Origin of the sequence: Tistrella sp. (assembly GCF_002684955.1) — a bacterium.
Classification (GTDB): Bacteria; Pseudomonadota; Alphaproteobacteria; order Tistrellales; family Tistrellaceae; genus Tistrella; species Tistrella mobilis.
The window spans coordinates 142,033-162,286 of the sequence record NZ_NYWI01000073.1 but is presented as its reverse complement, the minus strand read 5'-3'; the positions used below and the strand labels follow the sequence as shown (position 1 = coordinate 162,286).

Below are 20,254 nucleotides of genomic sequence, written 5' to 3'. Positions count from 1 at the left end.
AGATGACGTCCTATCCTCTTCCCGATCTCGCCCCGGCGCTGCCCGAGCTCTGGCTCGCAGCGCTGGCCCTTGCCCTTGTCGTCGTCGGCGTCTTTGCGGGTAAGGACAAGGCCACCGGCCTGCTGTCCTGGCTGGCCGGCATCGGCTTCGCCATCGCCGCCGTTCTGATCGTGACCGGCCCCGAGGGGCGGGTCGTGACCTTCAACGGCATGTTCGTGACCGACAGCTTCGGCGCCTTCATGAAGGTGCTGGTGCTGATCGCGTCGATGTTCTCTCTCGTCATGGCCCGCGACTACCTCGCCCGCGAAGGCGTGGTGCGCTTCGAATATCCGCTGCTGATCGTGCTCGCCACGGTCGGCATGATGATGATGATCTCGTCGAACGACCTGATCGCGCTCTATATGGGCCTGGAGCTGCAGAGCCTGTCGCTCTACGTGCTCGCCGCCTTCAAGCGCGACAGCGTGCGGTCGACCGAGGCGGGTCTGAAGTACTTCGTCCTGGGCGCGCTGTCCTCGGGCATGCTGCTCTACGGGTGCAGCCTGGTCTATGGCTTCGCCGGCTCGACCAGCTTCGAGGCGCTCGCGCAGAGCCTGCAGGGCCAGCCCTCGCTCGGCGTTCTGGTCGGTCTGGTCTTCATCCTGGTCGGCCTGGCCTTCAAGATCTCGGCGGTGCCGTTCCACATGTGGACGCCCGACGTCTATGAAGGCGCGCCGACCAGCGTGTCGGCCTTCTTCGCCATGGCGCCCAAGATCGCGGCAATGGGCCTGCTCATCCGTGTGCTGGCCGAGCCCTTCGGTGGCCTCGTCCACAGCTGGCAGCAGATCACCTGGTTCATCTCGGTGGCCTCGATGGTTCTGGCGGCCTTCGCCGCCATCGGCCAGACCAACGTCAAGCGCCTGCTCGCCTACAGCTCGATCGGCCATGTCGGCTATGCCCTGGTCGGCCTCACCGCCGGCACGGCGGACGGCTTCCGCGGCGTCGCGGCCTATATGGCGATCTACCTGTTCATGACGCTCGGCACCTTCTCGATCGTGCTGGTCATGCGCCGTCAGGGCCGGATGGTCGAAGAGATCTCGGATCTCGCCGGCCTGTCGCGTTCCCGGCCCGTGCTCGCCTTCGTGATGGGGGCGATGATGTTCTCGCTGGCAGGTATTCCGCCGCTGGCGGGCTTCATCGGTAAGCTGTTCGTCTTCCGCGCTGCGGTCGATGCCGGGTTCATCGTTCTGGCGGTGGTCGGCGTGGCGTCGAGCGTGGTCAGCGCCTTCTACTATCTGCGCGTCGTCAAGGTGATGTATTTCGACGAGCCGGCCGAGGCGTTGGACCGTGGCGTCAGCCCGGGCCTGACCGTGACGCTGGGGGTCAGCTTCGCCTTCACGATGCTGTACTTCATCTGGCCGGGCCTGCTGCTCGACTATGCCGGGCAGGCCGCTGCGGCGCTGATGCCGTGACCGCGGCCGCGGACGGCGCGCCGGAGCTGCCGCCGGCCTTTACGGTGGTGGCGCTGGAGGAGGTGGAAAGCACCAACCTCGAAGCGCGCCGCCTGGCCGAGGCCGGTGCACCCGACGGCACCCTGGTCATCGCGTCCCGCCAGACCTCGGGGCGTGGTCGCCAGGGCCGCCAATGGCTGTCGCCGGTCGGCAATCTGTATATGAGCCTTCTGCTGCGCCCGCAGGTCCCGATCGGACTTGCGGCGCAGCTTTCTCTCGTCTCGGGCCTGGCGATGGCCGATGCGGTTCGGGCGATCCTGCCGGCGGGCGCTACCGTCCGTCCGGCGGTGAAATGGCCCAACGACCTGCTGCTGGCGGGCGAGGGGGGCGTCGGCAAGCTGAGCGGGACGCTGCTGGAGAGTGGCGAGGATGCCCGCGGTCTCTATGTGATCGCAGGGATCGGCGCCAATGTCCGGGTGCATCCGGGGCCGACCGACGGGGTGTTTCCGCCGATCGTGCTGGCGGAACAGCCCGGCGCACACCATCTCATGGTTCGGGATCTGGTCGAGGCGTTCGGCCCTGCCTTCCTCAACCGCCGTTCGGCCTGGATGCGGGGCGGGCTGGCGGCCATTCGGGAAGACTGGCTGGCGGCAGCCTATGGCATCGGACAGACCGCGACCGTGCGCTATGGCACAACGCCGGTGACCGGTCGGTTCGACGGCATCGATGACGACGGATCGCTGCTGCTCGCACAGCCGGATGGCAGTGTCCGCCGGCTGGCGGCCGGCGAGGTGGTGTTTGCGAAACCGCCGGTAACGGGCGGCGCATGAACGAGATGAGACGGGAAGGAACACGCCCATGCTGCTCACCATCGATGTCGGCAACACCAATACGGTGTTTGCGGTTCATGACGGCGATGGCTGGCGCGGGCAATGGCGGGCGAGCACCGACGGCCGGCGCACGGCGGATGAATACGCCGTCTGGCTGCTGCAGCTGTTCGCGCTCGAGGGGCTGACCGTCGACGACGTCCATGCGGTGATCATCTCGTCGGTGGTGCCGCAGACCAAGTTTTCGCTTCGGCAGCTGTGCCTGAAGTATTTTCGCTCCGAGCCGATGATGATCGGCGACCCCGAGGTCAATCTCGGGCTTCGGATCGATATGGACCGCCCGCGCGAAGTGGGCGCCGACCGCCTGGTGAACGCCATCGCCGCCCACAAGATCTATGGCGGGGACCTGATCGTGATCGACTTCGGCACCGCGACCACCTTCGATGTGGTCGGCGCCGACGGCTCCTATCAGGGTGGCGTGGTCGCACCGGGCATCAACCTGTCACTGGAGGCGCTGCACCGCGCCGCCGCGAAACTGCCGAGGATCGCCGTGGAACGCACGGAGAAGGTCATCGGCAAGGATACCGTGCCGGCAATGCAGGCCGGCGTCTTCTGGGGGTATGTCGGGCTGATCGAAGGTCTGGTACGTCGGATCGTCGATGAATACGGCAAGCCGATGACGGTGATCGCCACCGGCGGACTCGCCCCCATCTTCTTCAACGCGACCGATGCGATCCAGCATGCCGACCCGGATATCACCCTGGTCGGCCTGCTGGAAATCCACCGGCTCAACATTTCCGAGAAGGCATGACACGACAGAAGGATGACGCGCTACCCCCGACCGTGAGGATCGAGCCGGGCGAGGAATTGCTGTTTCTGCCGCTGGGCGGGGCCAATGAGATCGGGATGAATCTCAATCTCTATGGCTGCCGCGGCAGCTGGGTCGTGGTCGATTTCGGCCTGGGCTTTGCCGATGACCGGCTGCCCGGCGTCGATGTCGTCCTGCCCGACATCGCATTCCTCGAAGCCCGGCGCGACGCGATCGCGGCAATCGTGCTGACCCACGCCCACGAGGACCATCTGGGCGCGGTTCCCTATCTCTGGCGGCGGCTGCGGCTGCCGATCTACGCCACGCCTTTTGCCGCCGCCGTGGTGCGCGCGAAGCTGAAGGAATCCGGCGTTTCGGAGCGCGAACTCGACATCACCGAAATTCCGCTCGGCGGCCGCCTGCAACTGGGGCCGTTCGACATGGAATTCGTGTCGCTGACCCATTCGATCCCCGAGCCGAATGCGATCGCGATCCGCACGCCCTTCGGCACGGTGATGCATACCGGCGACTGGAAGATCGATCCCGAACCGCTGGTCGGCGACGTGACCGACGAAGACCGGCTGCGCGAGATTGGCGAGGAAGGCGTCCTCGCCATGGTCTGCGATTCGACCAATGTATTCCGCGAAGCGGATGCGGGGTCGGAAGCCGATGTGCGCGCCAGGCTGGGTGATCTGGTCAAGGGCCGCAAGGGGCAGGTCTTCGTGGCCACCTTCGCGTCCAACATCGCCCGGGTCGAGACGGTGGTGAAGGCCGCGGCGGATGCCGGGCGCAAGGTGGTGGTTCTGGGCCGCGGCCTCGACCGGATGATCCGGGCGGCGACCGAGACCGGCTATCTGGACATCGCCGATCTTCTTGCCAGCGATCGCGAGGCCGACCGGCTGCCGGCCGAGCGTCTGCTCTATCTGGTGACGGGTTGCCAGGGGGAACCCAATGCGGCGCTTGCCCGCATCGCCCGGGGCGAGCATCCGGCGGCGGATCTGCGCGAGGGCGACACCGTTCTGCTGTCCTCGCGCCAGATCCCCGGCAATGAGCGCAAGATCGGCCGGCTGCTGAACCAGCTGGCCCGTCAGGGCGCCGAGGTGATCACAGAGCGTGACGCCGACATCCATGTCTCGGGCCATGGCGGCCGCGACGAGCTGGCCCGGATGTATCGCTGGGTGAAGCCGCGCATCGCCGTACCGGTGCATGGCGAACCCCGCCATCTGATCGAGCATGTCGCGCTGGCCCGCAGCCTGCAGGTGCCCGAGGCGGTGACGGTGGAAAACGGCGCGCTGGTTCGCCTGGCACCGGGGACGCCGGGGCGGATCGCGAAGATCGCCAGCGGCTATCTGATCGCCGACGGCACCGAGGTGTTGCCCGCCGATGGCGAGGTGATCCGCGCCCGCAAGCGCATGCTCTACGAAGGGGCCGCCTTCGCCACCGTGGTCGTCGACCAGTATGGCGAGTTGAAGGCGGATCCGCGGGTGGCGCTGCCGGGTGTCTCCGACCCCGATGACGACGAGGACAGCCTGGCCGCCGATCTGGTCGAGGATCTGGCCGAGGCGATCGACGGGCTGGATGACGACGAGGTGCTGAAGGACGAGCGCATCCACGAGGTCGCCCGACTGGCCCTGCGTCGCCGGCTCAGGACCCGTCGTGGCAAGAAGCCCTTGATCGACGTGCATGTCGTGCGAATCTAGGTCATTATGTTGCGTTGCGGCCGGACAGGACGCAACGCAACAACGGCCTTCCGTCCGCCCCCTCGATATCCGCAGCCGGGGGCGGGCGAATACCGGGTGCAATCAATAGCAAGAACGGGTGCCGGCAAGCGGTTCCGGCCCCATCGTGAGGAGACACAGAGCCGATGATCGGACGCCTCAACCACGTGGCCATCGTCGTCCCCGATATCGAGGCGGCGGCGAACCTGTACCGGAACACTTTCGGCGCCACCGTTTCGGCCGCCAAGGATCAGCCGGCCCATGGCGTGACCACCGTCTTCGTGCGTCTCGACAACACCGCGATCGAACTGCTGCATCCGCTGGGCGAGGACAGCCCGGTGGCCAAGTTCCTGGAGCGCAACCCGTCCGGCGGCGTGCACCATGTGTGCTACGAGGTCGAGGACATCTATGCCGCGCGCGACAAGCTGAAGGCCGACGGCATGCGGGTTCTGGGCGACGGCGAGCCGAAGATCGGCGCCCATGACAAGCCGATCCTGTTCCTGCACCCCAAGGACACCAACGGCACGCTGGTCGAGCTGGAGCAGGTCTGAGCGGTCGTCCGGTCAGATCCGGGTTTTGTGCGACGCCCGCCGGTCCGATGCGCCCGGCGGGCGTCGTGCATGATAGTCCTTGCACATACGGGAGCCCTCGCCCGATGCAGAGCTGGTTCACCGCCGCCCTGGTCTATGTCATCGTCTGGTGGCTGTTGTTCTTCATGGTCCTGCCGATCGGCGTGCGCCACGACCGGAAGGACGAACACGCCGAGGCATCGGGCGCACCGCGCAATCCGCGCATGTGGATCAAGGCAGGCGCCACCAGCCTGGTCGCCATTGCCGTCACCTATGGCATTGACCAACTGATCCGGTCGGGCATGCTGGCCGGGCTGGTGCAATGATATTTTCCATGACTGCGGAAGTCCGCCAGGTATAGAACCTGGCACAAGGGTGACTTGGCCTGTCGTCGAGCCGTGGGGGCGCATGCATATTTTCGTCATCAGTCTGCAGACATCCGTCGACCGTCGGCGCCGTATTCTGGACAGGCTGGCCGAGCTGGGCCTGACGGCGGAGATCTTCTGGGGTATTGATGGTCGGAAGCTCCCCCCCTCGGAGCGCCGATATGCCGGTAGATTACGCCGACTCCTCTACGGCAAGGATCTGACGGACGGTGAGATCGGATGTGCCCAGTCTCATTTCGCAGTCTGTGCCGAGATTGCGGCACGCGGACTGGAGTGCGCCATGGTGCTTGAGGATGACGCCATTCTCGCAGATCACCTGCCGCAGGTGCTGGAGATTCTCTCTGGCTGCGGGCCGGTGCAGGGTGATCGGGGCTGGGATTTCGTGCGCTTTCTCGGCAAGCCCAAAAACATCAAGCGTCGGAAGGTGGTTGCCGATCTCGGCAACGGCCTGACGCTCTGCCGCTTCTTCGGAACGCCGGGGACTGCCTGCGGCTATGTGGTCACGGCCAGGGCCGCCGGAGTTCTTGCTGCATGTGGCCGCACGCTCTGGACGCCCGTCGACATTCTCTACGGCCAGGTATGGCTGCATCGTCTGCGTGTACGATGCATTGTGCCGTCACCAGCCATTCCCGATGACGACGTCGCCTCCACGATCGAAGACGCGCGTTTCGTTAAGAAGCGAGGGCTTCGGGGGTGGGAGCGGATCGTGCATCCCATCGCCAGGATGGGCTTCAAGATCTTCGATGGCGCCATGAAGTACGCAACTTATTATGGCGGCATCTGTCTGGACCGTCTGCCGATCAGATCCCGCGGATGATCGCCAGCCGCAGCCCCAGCGCCATCAGTGCTCCGCCCGTCAGGCGGTCGATCCAGGGGCCGACCCTGAGCAGGCGGCGGCGGATGCCGGGGCTGCCGATGAAGCAGGCGACGCTGCCGAACCACAGAAGTTCCACCGCAACCATGGTCGCGCCATAGAGGATCTTCACCGGCTCGGGCGTTGCCGGATCGATGATCTGGGTGAACAGCGCCAGAAAGAAGATCGAGACCTTGGGGTTGAGCAGATTGGTGGCGAGCCCGGCCATCATCGAGGCGCGGTAGCTGCGCGGCTCGACCGCGGTCCCGGCTGCCATGCCCGCGGCCACGATCGGCGAGTGACGCGAGAACAGGGCCTTGGCGCCGATCCAGATCAGGAAGGCGGCCCCCGCCCAGCGCAGCACGTCATAGGCCCAGGGTGTGCTCGCGATCAGCACCGTGATGCCGACGAGGCCAAAGGTCGCGTGCACGGCATTGCCGCAGGCGAGGCCGGTTGCAACCGCAAAACCGTGGGCGCGGCCGCGGGTCAGCGTGGTGCGCATGGTGATGATCAGATTGGGCCCGGGCGACATCGCCCCCAGCATGCCGATGCCGAAAATCGCAGCCCAGGCCAGGAACAGGCCGTCGGGCAGGGTGTTGCTGACCATGGGAAGCGCTCATCCGTCGAGGGAACTGCCGGTGATGATCGGTCACCGAGATGGCCTGCGCAAGTCTGGGTCTAAGCCGCGCAGCGTCCGGGAAGCAGAGCGCGCAACCGCTCGGCGACGAAGCCGGTGAAGGACTGGGCGAGGGCGGGCGGCGCTTTGGCTTCTCCGAAGACAGCCAGCTCAACTTCGCCCAGCGGCGGGAAGCCGTGCTCATCGGTCAGCAGTTTCAGCCCGGCGGGCACGGTCGAGTCGCAGAGCACGCCGATGCCGAGGCCGGCGGTCACCGCCGCCGAGACGCCTGCGACGCTTTCCGAGGTGTAGACCACCCGCCAGCGCCGCAGCCGCTGGTCGAGGGCCTCGATCGCCCGGGCGCGAAAGATGCAGGGCGCGGGCAGGGTGCAGAGCGGCAGCGGTGCCTCGGCATCGATCTGGAAATCGGGAGCCGCCACCCAGCGCAGCGGCTCGGTCATCAGCACCCGGCCGCGGTCGACGCCGGCATCACGGTTGGCGATCACCAGATCCACCGTGCCCCGGTCCAGTGCCTCCATCAGGCTTGAGCCCATGGCGGCGCGAACCTCTACCCGCACCCGCGGATGGGCACGGGCGAAGGCCGAAAGCACCGCCGGCAGATGGCGGGGAACGAAGTATTCCGCAACCCCGATGCGCAGCTCCCCCTCCGCCTCGGGTTCCGAAAAGCGGCGCAGGGTTTCGTCGTGCAGCGCCAGCATGCGCCGGGCATAGCCCAGCAGCAATTCGCCATCGGCGGTCAGCGCCAGAGACCGGCTGGTGCGGGCAAAGACCCGCCGGCCCAGACTCTCTTCCAGCCGGCGGATCTTGACGCTGATCGCCGATTGCGTGCGGCCAAGCCGTTCACCGGCCGTGGTGAAGCCGCCGGTCTCCGCCACCGCCAGGAAGCTGCGAAGCAGATCGACATCCAGATCGGGCTGGCTCATCACCCACCATCCATGAAGAAACGTGTTTCTTGGGATTGAGACTATTCATTTCCATCATGAATCGCGCCGCGCTTCAATGCGGTTCTACACAATGCCCCTCATTCCGGAGACCGACAGGATGACCACGATCCCGCGCGAAATGTCCGCCGCCGTGCTGCACGGCTTCGGCGATCCCGACAATCTGAAGCCCGGCCGGGTGCCGGTGCAGCCGCCGCGCCGCGGCGAGGTGCTGGTGAAGATCCACGCCGCCAGCGTCAACCCGGTCGACTGGAAGATCCGCCGCAACGGTCCGCCGATGGCGCCGGCCCTGCCGGGCATCCAGGGCTGCGACATGGCCGGCGAAGTCGTGGCGCTGGGCGAGGGCGTCACGGGCTTCGCGGTCGGTGACCGGGTGTTCGGTTCGCCAGGCGGTGTAAAGACCGTTGACGGCACCTATGCCGAATATATGCGCGCCGATGCCCGGCTGATTGCCCGCATGCCGGCCGGGTTGGGGTTCCGCGAGGCGGCCGCCCTGCCGCTGGTCTCCATCACCGCCTGGGAAGGGCTGATCGACCGGGCGCGGGTGCAGCCGGGCGAACGGGTGCTGATCCATGGCGGTGCCGGCGGTGTCGGGCATGTCGCGATCCAGATCGCCAAGGCGGCCGGCGCCCATGTCACCACCACGATCTCGTCGCCCGAGAAGGCGGCGATCGCCCGCGATCTGGGGGCCGACGAGACGGTGAACTATCGCGAGGAGAGCGTCGAGGCCTATGTCGGCCGGTTGACCGGCGGCCGCGGCTTCGACGTGGTCATGGATGCGACCGGGGGCAAGGATCTGGTGACGTCCTTCGCCGGCGCGCGGCTCAACGGCCGTGTGGTCACGATCGTGTCCCAGTTCCCGGCCGATCTGACCCTGATGCATCTGAAGGGGCTGGATCTGCATGTGGTGTTCATGATCATCCCCGTGCTGCACGATGTCGGGCGTGAACATCATGGCGAGATCATGCGCCGGATCGCGGCCCTGGTCGACAGCGGGCGGATGAGGCCGCTGCTCGATCCGGCGCGCTTCGATCTGGCCCATGCTGCCGATGCCCAGGCCCATCTGGAAGAAGGGCGGGCGACGGGCAAGGTGGTGATCGACGTGGCCGGCTGAACCGCTGTCCGGTCGACCGATGCGGGATCACTCGGCGGCGGCCATCGCCGGCTGCCGCCGGGGCCGGCCCGGGAAGACCAGGGCGCCGGCGAAGACCGCACCACCGAAAGCGGCGAGCACCGGGAACAGCCCTGCAAAGCCCGAGCCGTGATCATGCATGAAAGCGACCAGCGGCACCGCGCAGGCGCTGGCCCCGAACGAGACCAGATAGCGCACGGCATAGGCCCGGGCCCGCCAGCGGTCGGCGGTGTAATGGGCGACCATGCCGTCATTGATGGTCACCTGACCGAAGATCGCGAACATCATCACCACCGCAAGCGGCAGCAGCACCCAGCCGCCGGTGGTGGCGGCCAGCAGCAGGCAGGGCGCCTGCAGGGCGGCGAGCGGCACGAAGACCGCCCGCAGGCTGTAGCGGTCGATCAGCCGGCCGACGATCAGCTGCGAGGTGGCGCCGAGCACGAAGACCAGACAGGTGAGGGCACCCACGCCCAGCGGCGTGGAGACCAGATTGGCGAGCCGTTCGGTGAAGAGCTGCGGCATGACGATGGTGGTGGCGTTGAACACCAGCCCGCCGGCGATGGTGACCACGGCCAGAATGGCGAAGGCGCGCACCATCACACCGCGCGGAATCGGCCCGGCGGAGGCCTTGGTTTTGGGGGTCGGGGCCGGCCGGTCCGGCACCAGCAGCAGGAAGGCCACCCCCACCGCCATCACCAGCACGCCGGGAATGATGAATGCCGCACGCCACCCCAGATACTGGGTGATGCCGCCGGTGATCAGCGCCGCAAAGGCGACCCCCAGATTGCCGAACACGCCGTTGACGCCGATTTCGTGGCCCAGCCGGTCGGCATGGGCGGTGAGCATCGCCGTGCCCACCGGGTGGTAGATGGCGGCGAACAGGCCGATCAGGGTCAACCCGGCGGCGATGCCCGTGGGGCCCGAGGCGAAGCCGGTCAGGATTGCCGCGGTCCCGATGCCGAAGAAGAACACCGCCATCATGTTCCGCCGGCTCCAGACATCGCCCAGCCAGCCGGCGGGGAGCGAGCCGGCACCGAAGGCGATGAAGCCGCCGAGCGACAGGGTAAGCAGCTCACCATAGGACATGTCGAAACTGGCGGTCATGCCGATCACCGCGGTCGGGAAGATCAGCATGAACATGTGGTCGACCACATGGGCGATGTTGATGAAACTGATGACGCGGCGGGCGTGGGTCATGGCGGCGGTCCGGCGGCGCGGGGTGGCAAGGGAGCAGGGATACCGGGCTTCCCGGCGATCTGGTTTCAGTCTAAGGTCGACCGATAGGCGATGTCTGGTCGAAGATCGTCGAGAATCGGACAGGACGCCATCGCCCGATAGGGAGGGCAGGGGCATGCGCAGCACCGACGCGGCCGACTATCAGCACGTCACCCGGCCGGTGGCGGCGATGGCCAAGGAACTGACGCCGGGCACGGTCATTCCGCCGCATATCCACCCGCGTGGCCAGCTGCTTCATGCTGCGGCCGGGGTTATGGAGATCACTGCGGCCGACGGCATCTGGCTGGTGCCGCCGATGCGCGGGCTGTGGGTCCCGCCCGGGGTGGAGCATTCGGTTCGGATGATCGGGCCGGTGTCGATGCGCACGGTCTATGTGGCGCCCGAGCCGGCGAAGCGGCTGCCCGATGCCTGTACCGTGATCGAGGTCACGACCCTGCTGCGCGAGCTGATCCTGGCGGCCGTGGCCGAGCCCATGGACTATGCAGATGGCAGTCGCGGCGAGGCGGTGGCGGCCCTGATCCTTCATGAATTGCAGGCGCCGCGCACCCTGCCGCTGCATCTGCCCTGGCCGCGCGATCCGCGGCTTCAACGCCTGTGCCGGCGGGTTCTGGATGATCCGGGGGAAGATGCGGGTTTCGAACGGCTGGCGGAAAGCGCCGGGGCCAGCACCCGGACGCTCGCCCGCGCCTTCGCGCGCGAGACCGGTATGGGCTTCCTGCGCTGGCGCCAGCAGGCACGGCTGGTCGAAGCGGTCTCGCTGCTGTCGCAGGGCATGCCGGTGGCCATGGTTGCAGCCCGCCTCGGCTATGACAGTCCAAGCGCCTTCACCGCCATGTTCCGGCGGATGCTGGGCACCACGCCCCAGCGATATGCGGCGCGCGACACCAGGTCCGACGGCCACTGAAGGTGACCGCTCCTGCGCAAAAAAAAGACCGTGCAAGCACGGCCTTGATCGAAGATTCCGCTTGGTGCTGATCACCACGTCCGATTCGACGGCAACCGATCGGCGTAGCTGATTGTTATCATTGTTGTTTTGTGGGCGCCCGATCGTTGCTGCCGGGACGCCTGAACTCTTTACTCTCCTGGGATCGCCGTGGCTCCTGGCGCCGCGCGTTCAACCCGGCGTGGTGGCATCGTGGCCACCGGATGCTCTTGCGGTCGATCCCTCCGGCTTGCGCCGGTTACACCCTCCCTAGACGTTGGGCCGGTTCTGTCTGCCGGTGCCCTTTACGTCGGCAAGGGGAGAGTACGCAGGAATGTGACGTCCGTCACCAGTTTTTTGCATGTGTGCAGTGCAAAAAACGCAAAAATCGTCAGGTCATTACAAAAACGGGGGAAATCGGGAAAGCTTCGAACCGTGCTGATCCGTGTGATGGTGCGGTGCACATTCGGGTTCCGACATATGAAAACGGCGACGCACCATGTGGAGCGTCGCCGCTTTTGTCCGTTGTATCAGCAGGTCAGCCGATAAAGGCGAACTTCAGCACGAAGACCACGGCCAGCACCCAGACGGCGATCGAGACCTCGCGGGCCCGGCCGGCCAGCAGCTTGATCGCGGCATAGGAGATGAAACCGAGGGCGATACCGTTGGCGATGGAGTAGGTGAGCGGCATGCTGATGGCCGCCAGCACACCCGGTGCCACCTCGGTCATGTCGTCCCAGTCGAGTTCGGCCAGGCCGCGCGCCATCAGCAGAGCCACGAAGAGCAGGGCCGGTGCGGTGGCATAGGCCGGCACCGAGCCCGCCAGCGGCGAGAAGAACAGGGCGACCAGGAACAGGATCGCCACCACCACCGCGGTCAGGCCGCTGCGGCCGCCGGCATTGATGCCCGAGGCGCTTTCGATATAGCTGGTGACGGTAGAGGTGCCGAAGATGGCGCCGACCATGGTGGCGCCGCTGTCGGCCAGCAGGGCCTTGCCGATGCGGGGCAGCTTGCCGTCCTTGTCGAGCAGGCCGCCGCGATGGGCGACACCGACCAGCGTGCCGGCGGTGTCGAACATGTCGACGAACAGGAAGGCGAAGATCACGCCGAACATGCCGGCCTCGAAGGCCCCGGCGATGTCGAGTTCGAAGAAGGTGGGCGCGATCGACGGCGGCGCGCTGACGATGCCCTGCGCCTGGTTCAGGCCGAGCAGGATCGACAGGATGGTCACCAGCAGAATGCCGATGATGATGCTGCCGGTGATGTTGCGATAGTGCAGGGCGCAGATCACGAAGAAGCCGAGGGCTGCGAGCAGCACGGTGGGCTGGCCGATGTCACCCAGCGTCAGCAGGGTGGCCGGATGGTCGACGATGACCTTGGCGTTCTCGAGCGCGATGATCGCGAGGAACAGGCCGATACCTGCCGAGATCGACAGCTTCAGCGTCATCGGGATCGAGTTGATGATGTATTCCCGGACCTTGAGCAGGGCCAGGATGAAGAACACCGCGCCCGAGATGAACACCGCACCCAGGGCCTGGTTCCAGGTGTAGCCCATCTCCATCACGACCGTGAAGGTGAAGAAGGCGTTCAGACCCATGCCCGGTGCCAGAGCCACGGGATAGTTGGCATAAAGGCCCATGATCAGCGAGCCGACCGCCGCCGCCACGCAGGTGGCGACGAAAACCGAGCCCTGATCCATGCCGGTGTTGGCGAGGATCACCGGATTGACGAAGATGATATAGGCCATGGTCAGGAAGGTCGTCACACCTGCGACGACTTCCCGGCGGACCGTGGTGCCGAGCTGATCGAGCTGGAAATAGGTTTTGAGCATTCCCGCAAGCTCCTGGACGGGTAAGGCAATGCCGATTGGGAAGACCGATCCGATGCTCCGGCGGCGGGGCTGCACACAAGCCGCACAGGGCCTGCGTCAGCGGCCCCGGGGGTCGCTTCGGTTTCTGTCGTTGTCGAGGGCGCCGCGACCGGAGGGACGTCACGGACCCGGTCGGCGGGCGACCGGACGTGCGGCGGGGATCGGCGCGATTGTCCTTCTCGGCTTATACACCGGCGCGGTGGCGGCTGGCGAGCATGCTACGGCACCGATCCGCATCGACGGCAATGGTCGTGGCGTGACCGTCACGGTCGACCGGGCCTTCTGCAGCCGGCTGACCGTCCACCGGCCGGATGCCGACGTGACCTATCAGCCGGGCGTGGATGTGAACGGAAATGCCGTGGCTCCCGCCGATCTGGATGGGGGCTATGGCGCGCGCGCAGCCGAACGCGCGCTCGGCCGCGGCATCACCATCGACCTCGGCCTGCCGCTTGAACGCTTCGGCTATTTCGAGGACCAGCCGCTGGGGGCGGCAGAGGTCGATCTCGGCCAGGTGACGATCGCCGCCGACGGCACGGTCACCTGGAATGGCGAGCGGCTGGACGATCCGGCCCAGAATGCGATCGCAGCGGCCTGCGCGCGGCTGGAGCGCGAGGGACGATGAAAATGTCGGGTTGCTACAGCCGTTCGGCGGGCGGGCGCAGCCACCACCAGAAATCGAGCGGACCCCGGCGCTCACGATAAGCATGGTGTGAGACCGGCGATGCCGCGCCGGCGGCAGCGATGCCAAGGCCGAAAGCATAACCCGTCGGCCCGCCCTGTGTCGTCCATCGCGCCAGATGGTCGAAGAGCGCATCGCGTGTGCTCTCGTCGCCATAAGCGATCACCTGGCCTGCGCGCCAGAGAGTGGCAGACCCGGCGGCCGTGTCCACCAGACCGAAGCCATGCATCTCCGGATCACCGAACAGGGATGGCCGCCCGTCGCCCGGGCCGAGCCGCCAGGCGCGGAAGCGCGGCTCCAGCTTTGATGCCCAGGCGGTGAAGGCGAGGGCCGGCGGCATCATCCGATCCGGTGCCGATTGGCCGAAATCGAGCGATCGTGGCTGGCCGGTTTCGCCGAGTCGGGCGATGTCGGGGTCTGCGGTCAGACGAGGCATGAGGAGATCGGCATCCGCGCCATCGCGGCCAGCCAGCGGCACGAAGCGGCAGAGGCGTGTCAGGCGCGACACCAGCGCCGGGCCACGCCGCTCCAGAACATGAACCTCTTCGGACAAGCCCTTGTTGCGAATTGGAAGAATGGCAAGTCCGCCTTCCGTGAGAAGGGTGAGAGTCGCGGCCGGAAGATGCCAGGCCGAGGCGGTCATGATGATCCGGTCGAAAGGCCCAGGGCCGGCGGCAGCCAAGCCGTCGCCGGCGACGGCGATGGCGTTTGGGGCCCCTGTAACCGCAAGATTGCGGGTCGCCAGAGCCTGCAGAGCGGGATTGATCTCCACGCCCAACGCCTCTCCGTCCGGTCCCGCGGCATGAGCGAGGATCGCGAGCAGCCAGCCGGTGCCGCAGCCGATTTCCAGCACCCGATGACCGGGCCGCACGTCCAGCAGCTCGGCCAGATGGAAAATGAAGCCCGGCTCGGAGCAGGAGGCGGGCAGGGAGGCGCCGCGATCGTCGACGTACCAGAGCGGGCAGTCTTCATAGGCGCCGTCCGGAAATCCGGCGTCACCCGGGGCAAGTGCCGGCCCCTCAGGCTGATCTGCCGGGCGATAGCGCGGCAAAAAGAGATGGCGAGGATACCGCCGGAACGCCTCGATCAGGGCCGGGCGTGGCGGTGCCGGCCGTCCACGCACCGGCACATAGCTCTCTATTCTGTGCAGGAGCCTGTCCTGCAACGCTTCAAGCTGAGGATCCTCTGCCATCGTCGTCCGGTCCGCTCGAAGGAGTTCATGGGATCATGGACCGGTTTTCCGCCCCGATCCCGTGACGATGTCGTGATCCCCTCTGCATGATGGGGCATTTGGTTGCACCATGATCGGGCTGTGCCTAAAGTCGGCCCGCACATATCGTCCCCATCCCCTCGATCCTCTGGCCAACGGAACCCGCATGTTCAGGACAGTCGAGCGTCTTCTCGCCTTCCGCTATCTCAGAGCCCGGCGGAAGGAAGGGTTCATCTCGGTCATCGCCGGCTTTTCGCTGCTGGGCATTGCACTCGGCGTGGGCACGCTGATCGTGGTGCTGGCGGTGATGAAGGGCTTCCGCGACCAGCTGGTCGACCGGATCCTGGGCCTTAACGGCCATATGACCGTGTTCAGCGCCTCGGGGCGCGGCATTCAGGATTATGGCGGCATTTCGGCCGACCTCGAAAAGGCCCAGGTGGTCGTCCGCGCCCTGCCGATGGTCGAGGGCCAGGTGCTGGCGAGCGGACCCGATGATGCCCGCGGCGCGCTGGTCCGCGGCTTCACCCGCGAAAGCCTTGAGCGCAAGACCCTGATCGCGAACAACATTCGTGCCGGCAGTCTGGACGATTTCCAGGGCAAGGGCGTGCTGATCGGCACCCGTATGGCCCAGCGCCTGGGGCTCCGGCTTGGCGACGAGCTGAACCTGATCTCGCCACGCACCGTGGCGACGCCGTTCGGCGGCATGCCCCGGCAGGTGAGTTTCCCCGTGGTCGGCCTCTTTGAAGTGGGCATGTTCGAATTCGACAGCTCGCTGGTCTTCATGCCCTTCGATACCGCCCAGGCCTTCTTCCAGACCGGTGATGCGGCGACCGCGATCGAGGTGGACGTCACCGACCCGCAGAACGTCAAGGCGATCCGCGGCGAGATCGGGTCGATCATCGCCGATCGCGGCGTGGTGCTGACCGACTGGCAGCAGACCAATTCGACGCTGGTGGGCGCGCTCGACGTCGAGCGCAATGTGATGTTCCTGATCCTGACCCTGATCATTCTGATCGCTGCCTTCAACATCATCTCGGGCATGGTGATGCTGGTGAAGGACAAGTCGCGGGACATCGCCATCCTGCGCACCATGGGGGCCACACGGGGCATGATCCTCAGGATCTTCATGATGACCGGCGCCTCGATCGGCATCGTCGGCACCGTCATCGGCTTCGTGCTGGGGCTTGCCTTCGCGACCAATATCGAAAGCATCCGCCAGGCGCTGCAGGCCCTGACCGGCACGCAGCTGTTTTCGGCCGAGATCTACTTCTTGTCGAAACTGCCGGCGGATGTGGTCTGGTCGGATGTGGTGAGCGTGGTCGGCCTGTCGCTGGTGCTGTCTTTCCTGGCGACGCTTTATCCGGCGTGGCGCGCTGCCCGCCTCGATCCCGTGGAGGCGCTGCGCTATGAGTGAGCCGGTCCTGATCCTGGAACGCCTGGTCCGCCGTTTCGAACAGGGCGGCCAGGTGCTGGAGGTGCTGCGCGGCATCGATTTCCGCCTGCATCCGGGCGAGATGGTCGGTCTGATCGGCCCCTCGGGTGCCGGCAAGTCGACCCTGCTGCACGCCGCCGGGCTGCTGGAGCGGCCCGATGGCGGCCGGGTGGTGATCGACGGCACCGATGCCGGCCGTGCCGATGACGGCGTGCGCACCCGGCTGCGCCGCGCGACCATCGGCTTCGTCTATCAGTTCCATCACCTGCTGCCCGAATTCTCGGCGATCGAGAATGTGATGATGCCGCAGCTGCTGGCGGGGCAGGGCTGGTCGAAAGCCCGTGCCCGCGCGGCCGAGCTGCTGGAGCTGATGGGGCTGTCTGCCCGCGCCGATCATCGTCCGGCGCGGCTGTCGGGTGGTGAGCAGCAGCGGGTGGCGATCGCCCGCGCGCTGGCCAACCGGCCCCGCCTGCTGCTGGCCGACGAGCCGACCGGCAATCTGGATCCCGAAACGGCGGAACGGGTATTCGGCCTGCTGGTTTCCGCGGCACGGGATCAGGGCGTGGCGGCGCTGATCGCCACCCACAATCCCGAACTCGCCGCCCGCATGGACCGTCGGGTTCGGCTGGATCAGGGGCGGCTGGATCACGTCGCCTGAGGGTGATCCGCCAGCCTTTTCAGAAGAAGAACAAGGGACTGACGTCATGTCTTCGACCGAACTCACCATCACGCCGCCGGCCGATCCGGTGCCGTCGGCGGAACTTGCCGCGCGCTTCCCCGGCGCGATCATCCTGCCCTTCGACGGCATCTGGCCGAAGATCGACGCCAGTTGTTACGTGGCGCCGGGTGCGGTGGTGGTGGGCCAGGTGGAGATCGGGCCCGAGAGCAGCATCTGGTATGGCTGTGTGCTGCGCGGGGATGTGAACCATATCCATATCGGCCGCGGCACCAATCTTCAGGACGGCACCATCGTCCATGTCAGCCGTCTGGCGCATCCGACGCTGATCGGCGACGACGTCACCATCGGCCATCGCGCGATGATCCATGCCTGCACCCTGATGAGCGGTGCCTTCGTAGGCATGAGCGCCACCGTGCTGGACGGCGCCGTGGTCGAAGGAGGTGCCATCGTCGGCGCGGGGGCGCTGGTCGGCAATGACAAGCGGGTCGTCACCGGCGAGCTTTGGGGCGGCGTGCCGGCCAAGAAGCTGCGCGATCTGGGCGAGGAGGGCATGCCCCGGCTTGCGGCCACGGCCCGTCATTATTCGGGGCTTGCCGCGAGCCACCAGGAGATCGCCCGCGAGGTGCTCGGCGCCGCCGTGGTGCCGATATCCTGATCGTTCGCTAAAATCGATCAGAACAAGCTGTATAATTCATTGGAGCGAACGGTCGCCAACGGTCATCTTTCGGTCATGAACCACACCCCGGGAGGTGCAAAAATCGCCCCCGGGCAGGACGGACCGGAGATCACGCCATGGCGAGCCTTCCCACCACTGAAACCGCAGGAGCCCTGCCACGGCTTGCGGCGAAACTGCCGGGGCTGGCGCTGGCCGGCGTGATCGGGGGGGCTGCGATCCTGATGGTTCGCGCCTCGGGCATGCAGGCGGTGAGCCCGGTGCTGGTCGCGATCGGACTGGGGCTTGTCCTGCGCGCGGTGATCGGCCGGGCGCCTGCCGTGGCGGCCCCCGGTCTGGCGGTCGCCTCCAAGCCGCTGATGCGCCTTGGCGTGGCGCTGCTCGGGCTTCAGGTCACCGCCGGCGACATCCTGGGGCTTGGCCTCGACGGTATTCTGGCCGCGCTGGCCGCCCTGGGCGTGACGCTGTCGCTGGCCCGGCCGTTGGGCCGGCTGGTGGGCGTGGAGCCGCGACTGGCCACCGTGATCGGCGGCGGCACGGCGATCTGCGGTGCCTCGGCGGCGGCGGCCGTCGGTTCGGCCGTGCGGGCCCGCGATGACGAGATCGCCTATGCGGTGGGCGTGGTCACGCTGTTCGGGACGGCGGTGATGGCCCTCTGGCCGCTGCTCGGCACGGCGCTCGGCCTCGACGACCGCGCCTACGGCCTCTGGATCGGTGCCTCGGTGCACGAGGTGGCGCAGGTGGTGGCGGCCGGCTTCCAGCACGGCACGGCCGCCGGTGAAGTTTCGGTCATTGCCAAGCTCGCCCGTGTCGCCATGCTGGCCCCGGTGGTCGGCTTGCTGGTCTGGGCGACAGACCGGGCCGCCCGCCGCGGCGACCATGCGATCGAGGATGCCGAGGCAGCCGCGGCCAAGGTGCCGGTTCCCTGGTTCGCGGTCGGCTTCGTGGCCCTTGCCGGCCTGAACAGCCTGGGCGTGGTGCCGGAAGAGGTCCGCCATGTCTCTGCGGCGGCGACCCCGATCATGCTGACGGTGGCGCTGGCGGCGATCGGCTTCGGCACCGATCTCGGCAAGGTGAAGGCCCGCGGCATCCGCCCGGTGATCCTGGGCCTGCTGCTGACGCTCGTGGTCGGCGTGGTGCCTCTGGCCGTGGTCTCGGTGCTCGGCTGATCCGGCCGGGCCATCCGCCATGTCGAAGCCGTTGCTCCAGGGGGCGGCGTGGCGGCATGATGCCCGGATGACCCCGCCCGATGTTTCCAGATCCGATCTGATGGCGGCGCCCCTGCGGGCGCCGCTCCTGCGTCCGGCACCGATATCCTTTCATGGCCGGATGGCGGCGGCATCATGACCCTGGAACAGCTCAGAATCTTCGTCGCGGTGGCCGAGCATGCCCATGTGACCCGGGCCGCGCGGGCGCTGAACCTGACCCAGTCGACGGTTTCGGCTGCAATTGCGGCGCTGGAGGCCCGTCACGGGGTGGCGTTGTTCCACCGGGTCGGGCGCGGCATCGAACTGGCGGAGACCGGCCGGATCTTCCTGGAAGAGGCCCGCGCAGTTCTGGCCCGGGCCGCGGCTGCCGAACAGGCGCTGGCGGATCTTGCCGGCAATCCGCGGGGCCGGCTGCGCATTCACGCCAGCCAGACGGTCGCCAACTACTGGCTGCCTGCGCGGCTGATCGGCTTCATGGCCGATTTCCCGGCGGTCACCGTCGAGATCGCAATCGGCAACACCGCCGAGGTCGCGGCAGCGGTCAGGGCCGGAACCGCCGATCTGGGCTTCGTCGAGGGGCCGGTCGAGGATCCGTCGCTGTCGGAACGGCTTCTGCCCGGCGACCGGCTGATGCTGGTGGTGGGGGCAGGCCATCCCTGGGCGGCGCTGCCCCGTGTGGCTCCCGGCCAGCTGGCGGAAACCCCCTGGGTGCTGCGCGAACGCGGGTCCGGCACCCGCGCCGAGTTCGAGGCGGCGCTCGCCGGCCTGGGCGTGGATCCCGGCACCCTGAATGTGGTGCTGGAGCTGCCCTCGAACGAGTCCGTGCGGGCGGCGGTGGAGGCCGGGGCGGGGGCGACCGCGCTCTCCGCTCTGGTGGTCGCGGGCGGGATGGCGCTGGGCAGCCTGCGCAGCCCCGGGCTTGATCTGCCGCAGCGGGCCTTTCACCTGCTGTTGCATCGCGAGCGCTATCTGGGGCGGGCGGCCAGGGCCTTTCTGGAGACCGTCACCGCCTGAAACGGAACCGGCGGTTCCTCCTGGGGAGAAACC

20 protein-coding genes are annotated in these 20,254 nt (G+C 67.2%); 15 read left to right on the top strand and 5 right to left on the bottom strand.

What is annotated here, in order from left to right:
- Positions 1-2: 2 nt before the first annotated feature.
- From nuoN to CMO28_RS24030, 7 genes are all read left to right on the top strand, one after another.
- The gene (gene nuoN, locus CMO28_RS24060) at positions 3-1,448 is read left to right on the top strand and encodes an NADH-quinone oxidoreductase subunit NuoN (protein ID WP_062761412.1); all 1,446 of its coding nucleotides are present in this window, start codon (positions 3-5) and stop codon (positions 1,446-1,448) included.
- Positions 1,445-2,257: a biotin--[acetyl-CoA-carboxylase] ligase gene (locus tag CMO28_RS24055; protein WP_296718163.1), complete on the top strand. Its 813-nt coding sequence runs from the start codon at positions 1,445-1,447 to the stop codon at positions 2,255-2,257. Before nuoN ends, CMO28_RS24055 begins: the two co-directional genes overlap by 4 nt.
- A 28-nt stretch (positions 2,258-2,285) precedes the next feature.
- Positions 2,286-3,065, top strand: a complete 780-nt coding sequence (locus tag CMO28_RS24050) for a type III pantothenate kinase (RefSeq protein WP_296718160.1) — start codon at positions 2,286-2,288, stop codon at positions 3,063-3,065.
- On the top strand, positions 3,062-4,762 hold the full coding sequence (locus tag CMO28_RS24045) for a ribonuclease J (protein ID WP_296718157.1): 1,701 nt from the start codon (positions 3,062-3,064) through the stop codon (positions 4,760-4,762). The genes CMO28_RS24050 and CMO28_RS24045 overlap by 4 nt, the downstream gene beginning before the upstream one ends.
- 164 nt (positions 4,763-4,926) lie before the next feature.
- On the top strand, positions 4,927-5,331 hold the full coding sequence (mce, locus tag CMO28_RS24040) for a methylmalonyl-CoA epimerase (protein WP_296718155.1): 405 nt from the start codon (positions 4,927-4,929) through the stop codon (positions 5,329-5,331).
- Positions 5,332-5,435: 104 nt separating this feature from the next.
- Positions 5,436-5,675 (top strand): DUF1467 family protein, encoded by a 240-nt coding sequence (locus tag CMO28_RS24035; protein WP_014745476.1) that lies wholly within the window; start codon positions 5,436-5,438, stop codon positions 5,673-5,675.
- An 82-nt stretch (positions 5,676-5,757) separates the two neighbouring features.
- Positions 5,758-6,552, top strand: a complete 795-nt coding sequence (locus CMO28_RS24030; RefSeq protein WP_296718150.1) for a glycosyltransferase family 25 protein — start codon at positions 5,758-5,760, stop codon at positions 6,550-6,552.
- Here the strand turns inward: CMO28_RS24030 and CMO28_RS24025 are convergent.
- A complete protein-coding gene (locus CMO28_RS24025; protein WP_296718147.1) occupies positions 6,536-7,195 on the bottom strand; it encodes a LysE family translocator in 660 nt (219 codons plus the stop codon). The genes CMO28_RS24030 and CMO28_RS24025 overlap by 17 nt on opposite strands.
- Positions 7,196-7,266: 71 nt before the next feature.
- Positions 7,267-8,148, bottom strand: coding sequence for a LysR substrate-binding domain-containing protein (locus CMO28_RS24020; RefSeq protein ID WP_296718145.1), 882 nt, complete (start codon positions 8,146-8,148; stop codon positions 7,267-7,269).
- 118 nt (positions 8,149-8,266) lie between these two features.
- On the opposite strand from CMO28_RS24020, the gene CMO28_RS24015 reads away from it, so the two are divergent.
- Positions 8,267-9,280: a zinc-dependent alcohol dehydrogenase family protein gene (locus CMO28_RS24015; RefSeq protein WP_296718143.1), complete on the top strand. Its 1,014-nt coding sequence runs from the start codon at positions 8,267-8,269 to the stop codon at positions 9,278-9,280.
- A gap of 27 nt (positions 9,281-9,307) precedes the next feature.
- Here CMO28_RS24015 and CMO28_RS24010 read toward each other — a convergent pair whose 3' ends face one another.
- Positions 9,308-10,495 carry an MFS transporter gene (locus CMO28_RS24010; RefSeq protein ID WP_062761406.1) on the bottom strand — a complete coding sequence of 396 codons (1,188 nt, stop codon included), beginning with the start codon at positions 10,493-10,495 and terminating at the stop codon, positions 9,308-9,310.
- A 154-nt stretch (positions 10,496-10,649) separates the two neighbouring features.
- On the opposite strand from CMO28_RS24010, the gene CMO28_RS24005 reads away from it, so the two are divergent.
- Positions 10,650-11,438 carry an AraC family transcriptional regulator gene (locus CMO28_RS24005; protein ID WP_296718139.1) on the top strand — a complete coding sequence of 263 codons (789 nt, stop codon included), beginning with the start codon at positions 10,650-10,652 and terminating at the stop codon, positions 11,436-11,438.
- Between the two features lie 556 nt (positions 11,439-11,994).
- Here CMO28_RS24005 and CMO28_RS24000 read toward each other — a convergent pair.
- Positions 11,995-13,287 (bottom strand): NCS2 family permease, encoded by a 1,293-nt coding sequence (locus tag CMO28_RS24000; protein ID WP_296718137.1) that lies wholly within the window; start codon positions 13,285-13,287, stop codon positions 11,995-11,997.
- Positions 13,288-13,525: 238 nt separating this feature from the next.
- On the opposite strand from CMO28_RS24000, the gene CMO28_RS23995 reads away from it, so the two are divergent.
- Positions 13,526-13,948, top strand: coding sequence for a hypothetical protein (locus CMO28_RS23995; protein ID WP_296718134.1), 423 nt, complete (start codon positions 13,526-13,528; stop codon positions 13,946-13,948).
- A gap of 13 nt (positions 13,949-13,961) precedes the next feature.
- Here CMO28_RS23995 and CMO28_RS23990 read toward each other — a convergent pair whose 3' ends face one another.
- Positions 13,962-15,197 carry a protein-L-isoaspartate O-methyltransferase family protein gene (locus CMO28_RS23990; RefSeq protein ID WP_296718131.1) on the bottom strand — a complete coding sequence of 412 codons (1,236 nt, stop codon included), beginning with the start codon at positions 15,195-15,197 and terminating at the stop codon, positions 13,962-13,964.
- A gap of 184 nt (positions 15,198-15,381) precedes the next feature.
- On the opposite strand from CMO28_RS23990, the gene CMO28_RS23985 reads away from it, so the two are divergent.
- The 5 genes from CMO28_RS23985 (at position 15,382) to CMO28_RS23965 (ending at position 20,221) form a co-directional block, all read left to right on the top strand.
- Complete coding sequence (locus CMO28_RS23985; protein ID WP_296718125.1) at positions 15,382-16,629, top strand: lipoprotein-releasing ABC transporter permease subunit; 1,248 nt, start codon at positions 15,382-15,384, stop codon at positions 16,627-16,629.
- A complete protein-coding gene (locus tag CMO28_RS23980) occupies positions 16,622-17,305 on the top strand; it encodes an ABC transporter ATP-binding protein (RefSeq protein ID WP_296718122.1) in 684 nt (227 codons plus the stop codon). Before CMO28_RS23985 ends, CMO28_RS23980 begins: the two co-directional genes overlap by 8 nt.
- Before the next feature lie 46 nt (positions 17,306-17,351).
- On the top strand, positions 17,352-17,981 hold the full coding sequence (locus tag CMO28_RS23975; RefSeq protein ID WP_296718119.1) for a gamma carbonic anhydrase family protein: 630 nt from the start codon (positions 17,352-17,354) through the stop codon (positions 17,979-17,981).
- 137 nt (positions 17,982-18,118) lie between these two features.
- Positions 18,119-19,168 (top strand): YeiH family protein, encoded by a 1,050-nt coding sequence (locus tag CMO28_RS23970; protein ID WP_296718117.1) that lies wholly within the window; start codon positions 18,119-18,121, stop codon positions 19,166-19,168.
- A 174-nt stretch (positions 19,169-19,342) separates the two neighbouring features.
- Complete coding sequence (locus tag CMO28_RS23965; RefSeq protein ID WP_296718115.1) at positions 19,343-20,221, top strand: LysR family transcriptional regulator; 879 nt, start codon at positions 19,343-19,345, stop codon at positions 20,219-20,221.
- The last annotated feature ends 33 nt before the right edge of the window (positions 20,222-20,254 follow it).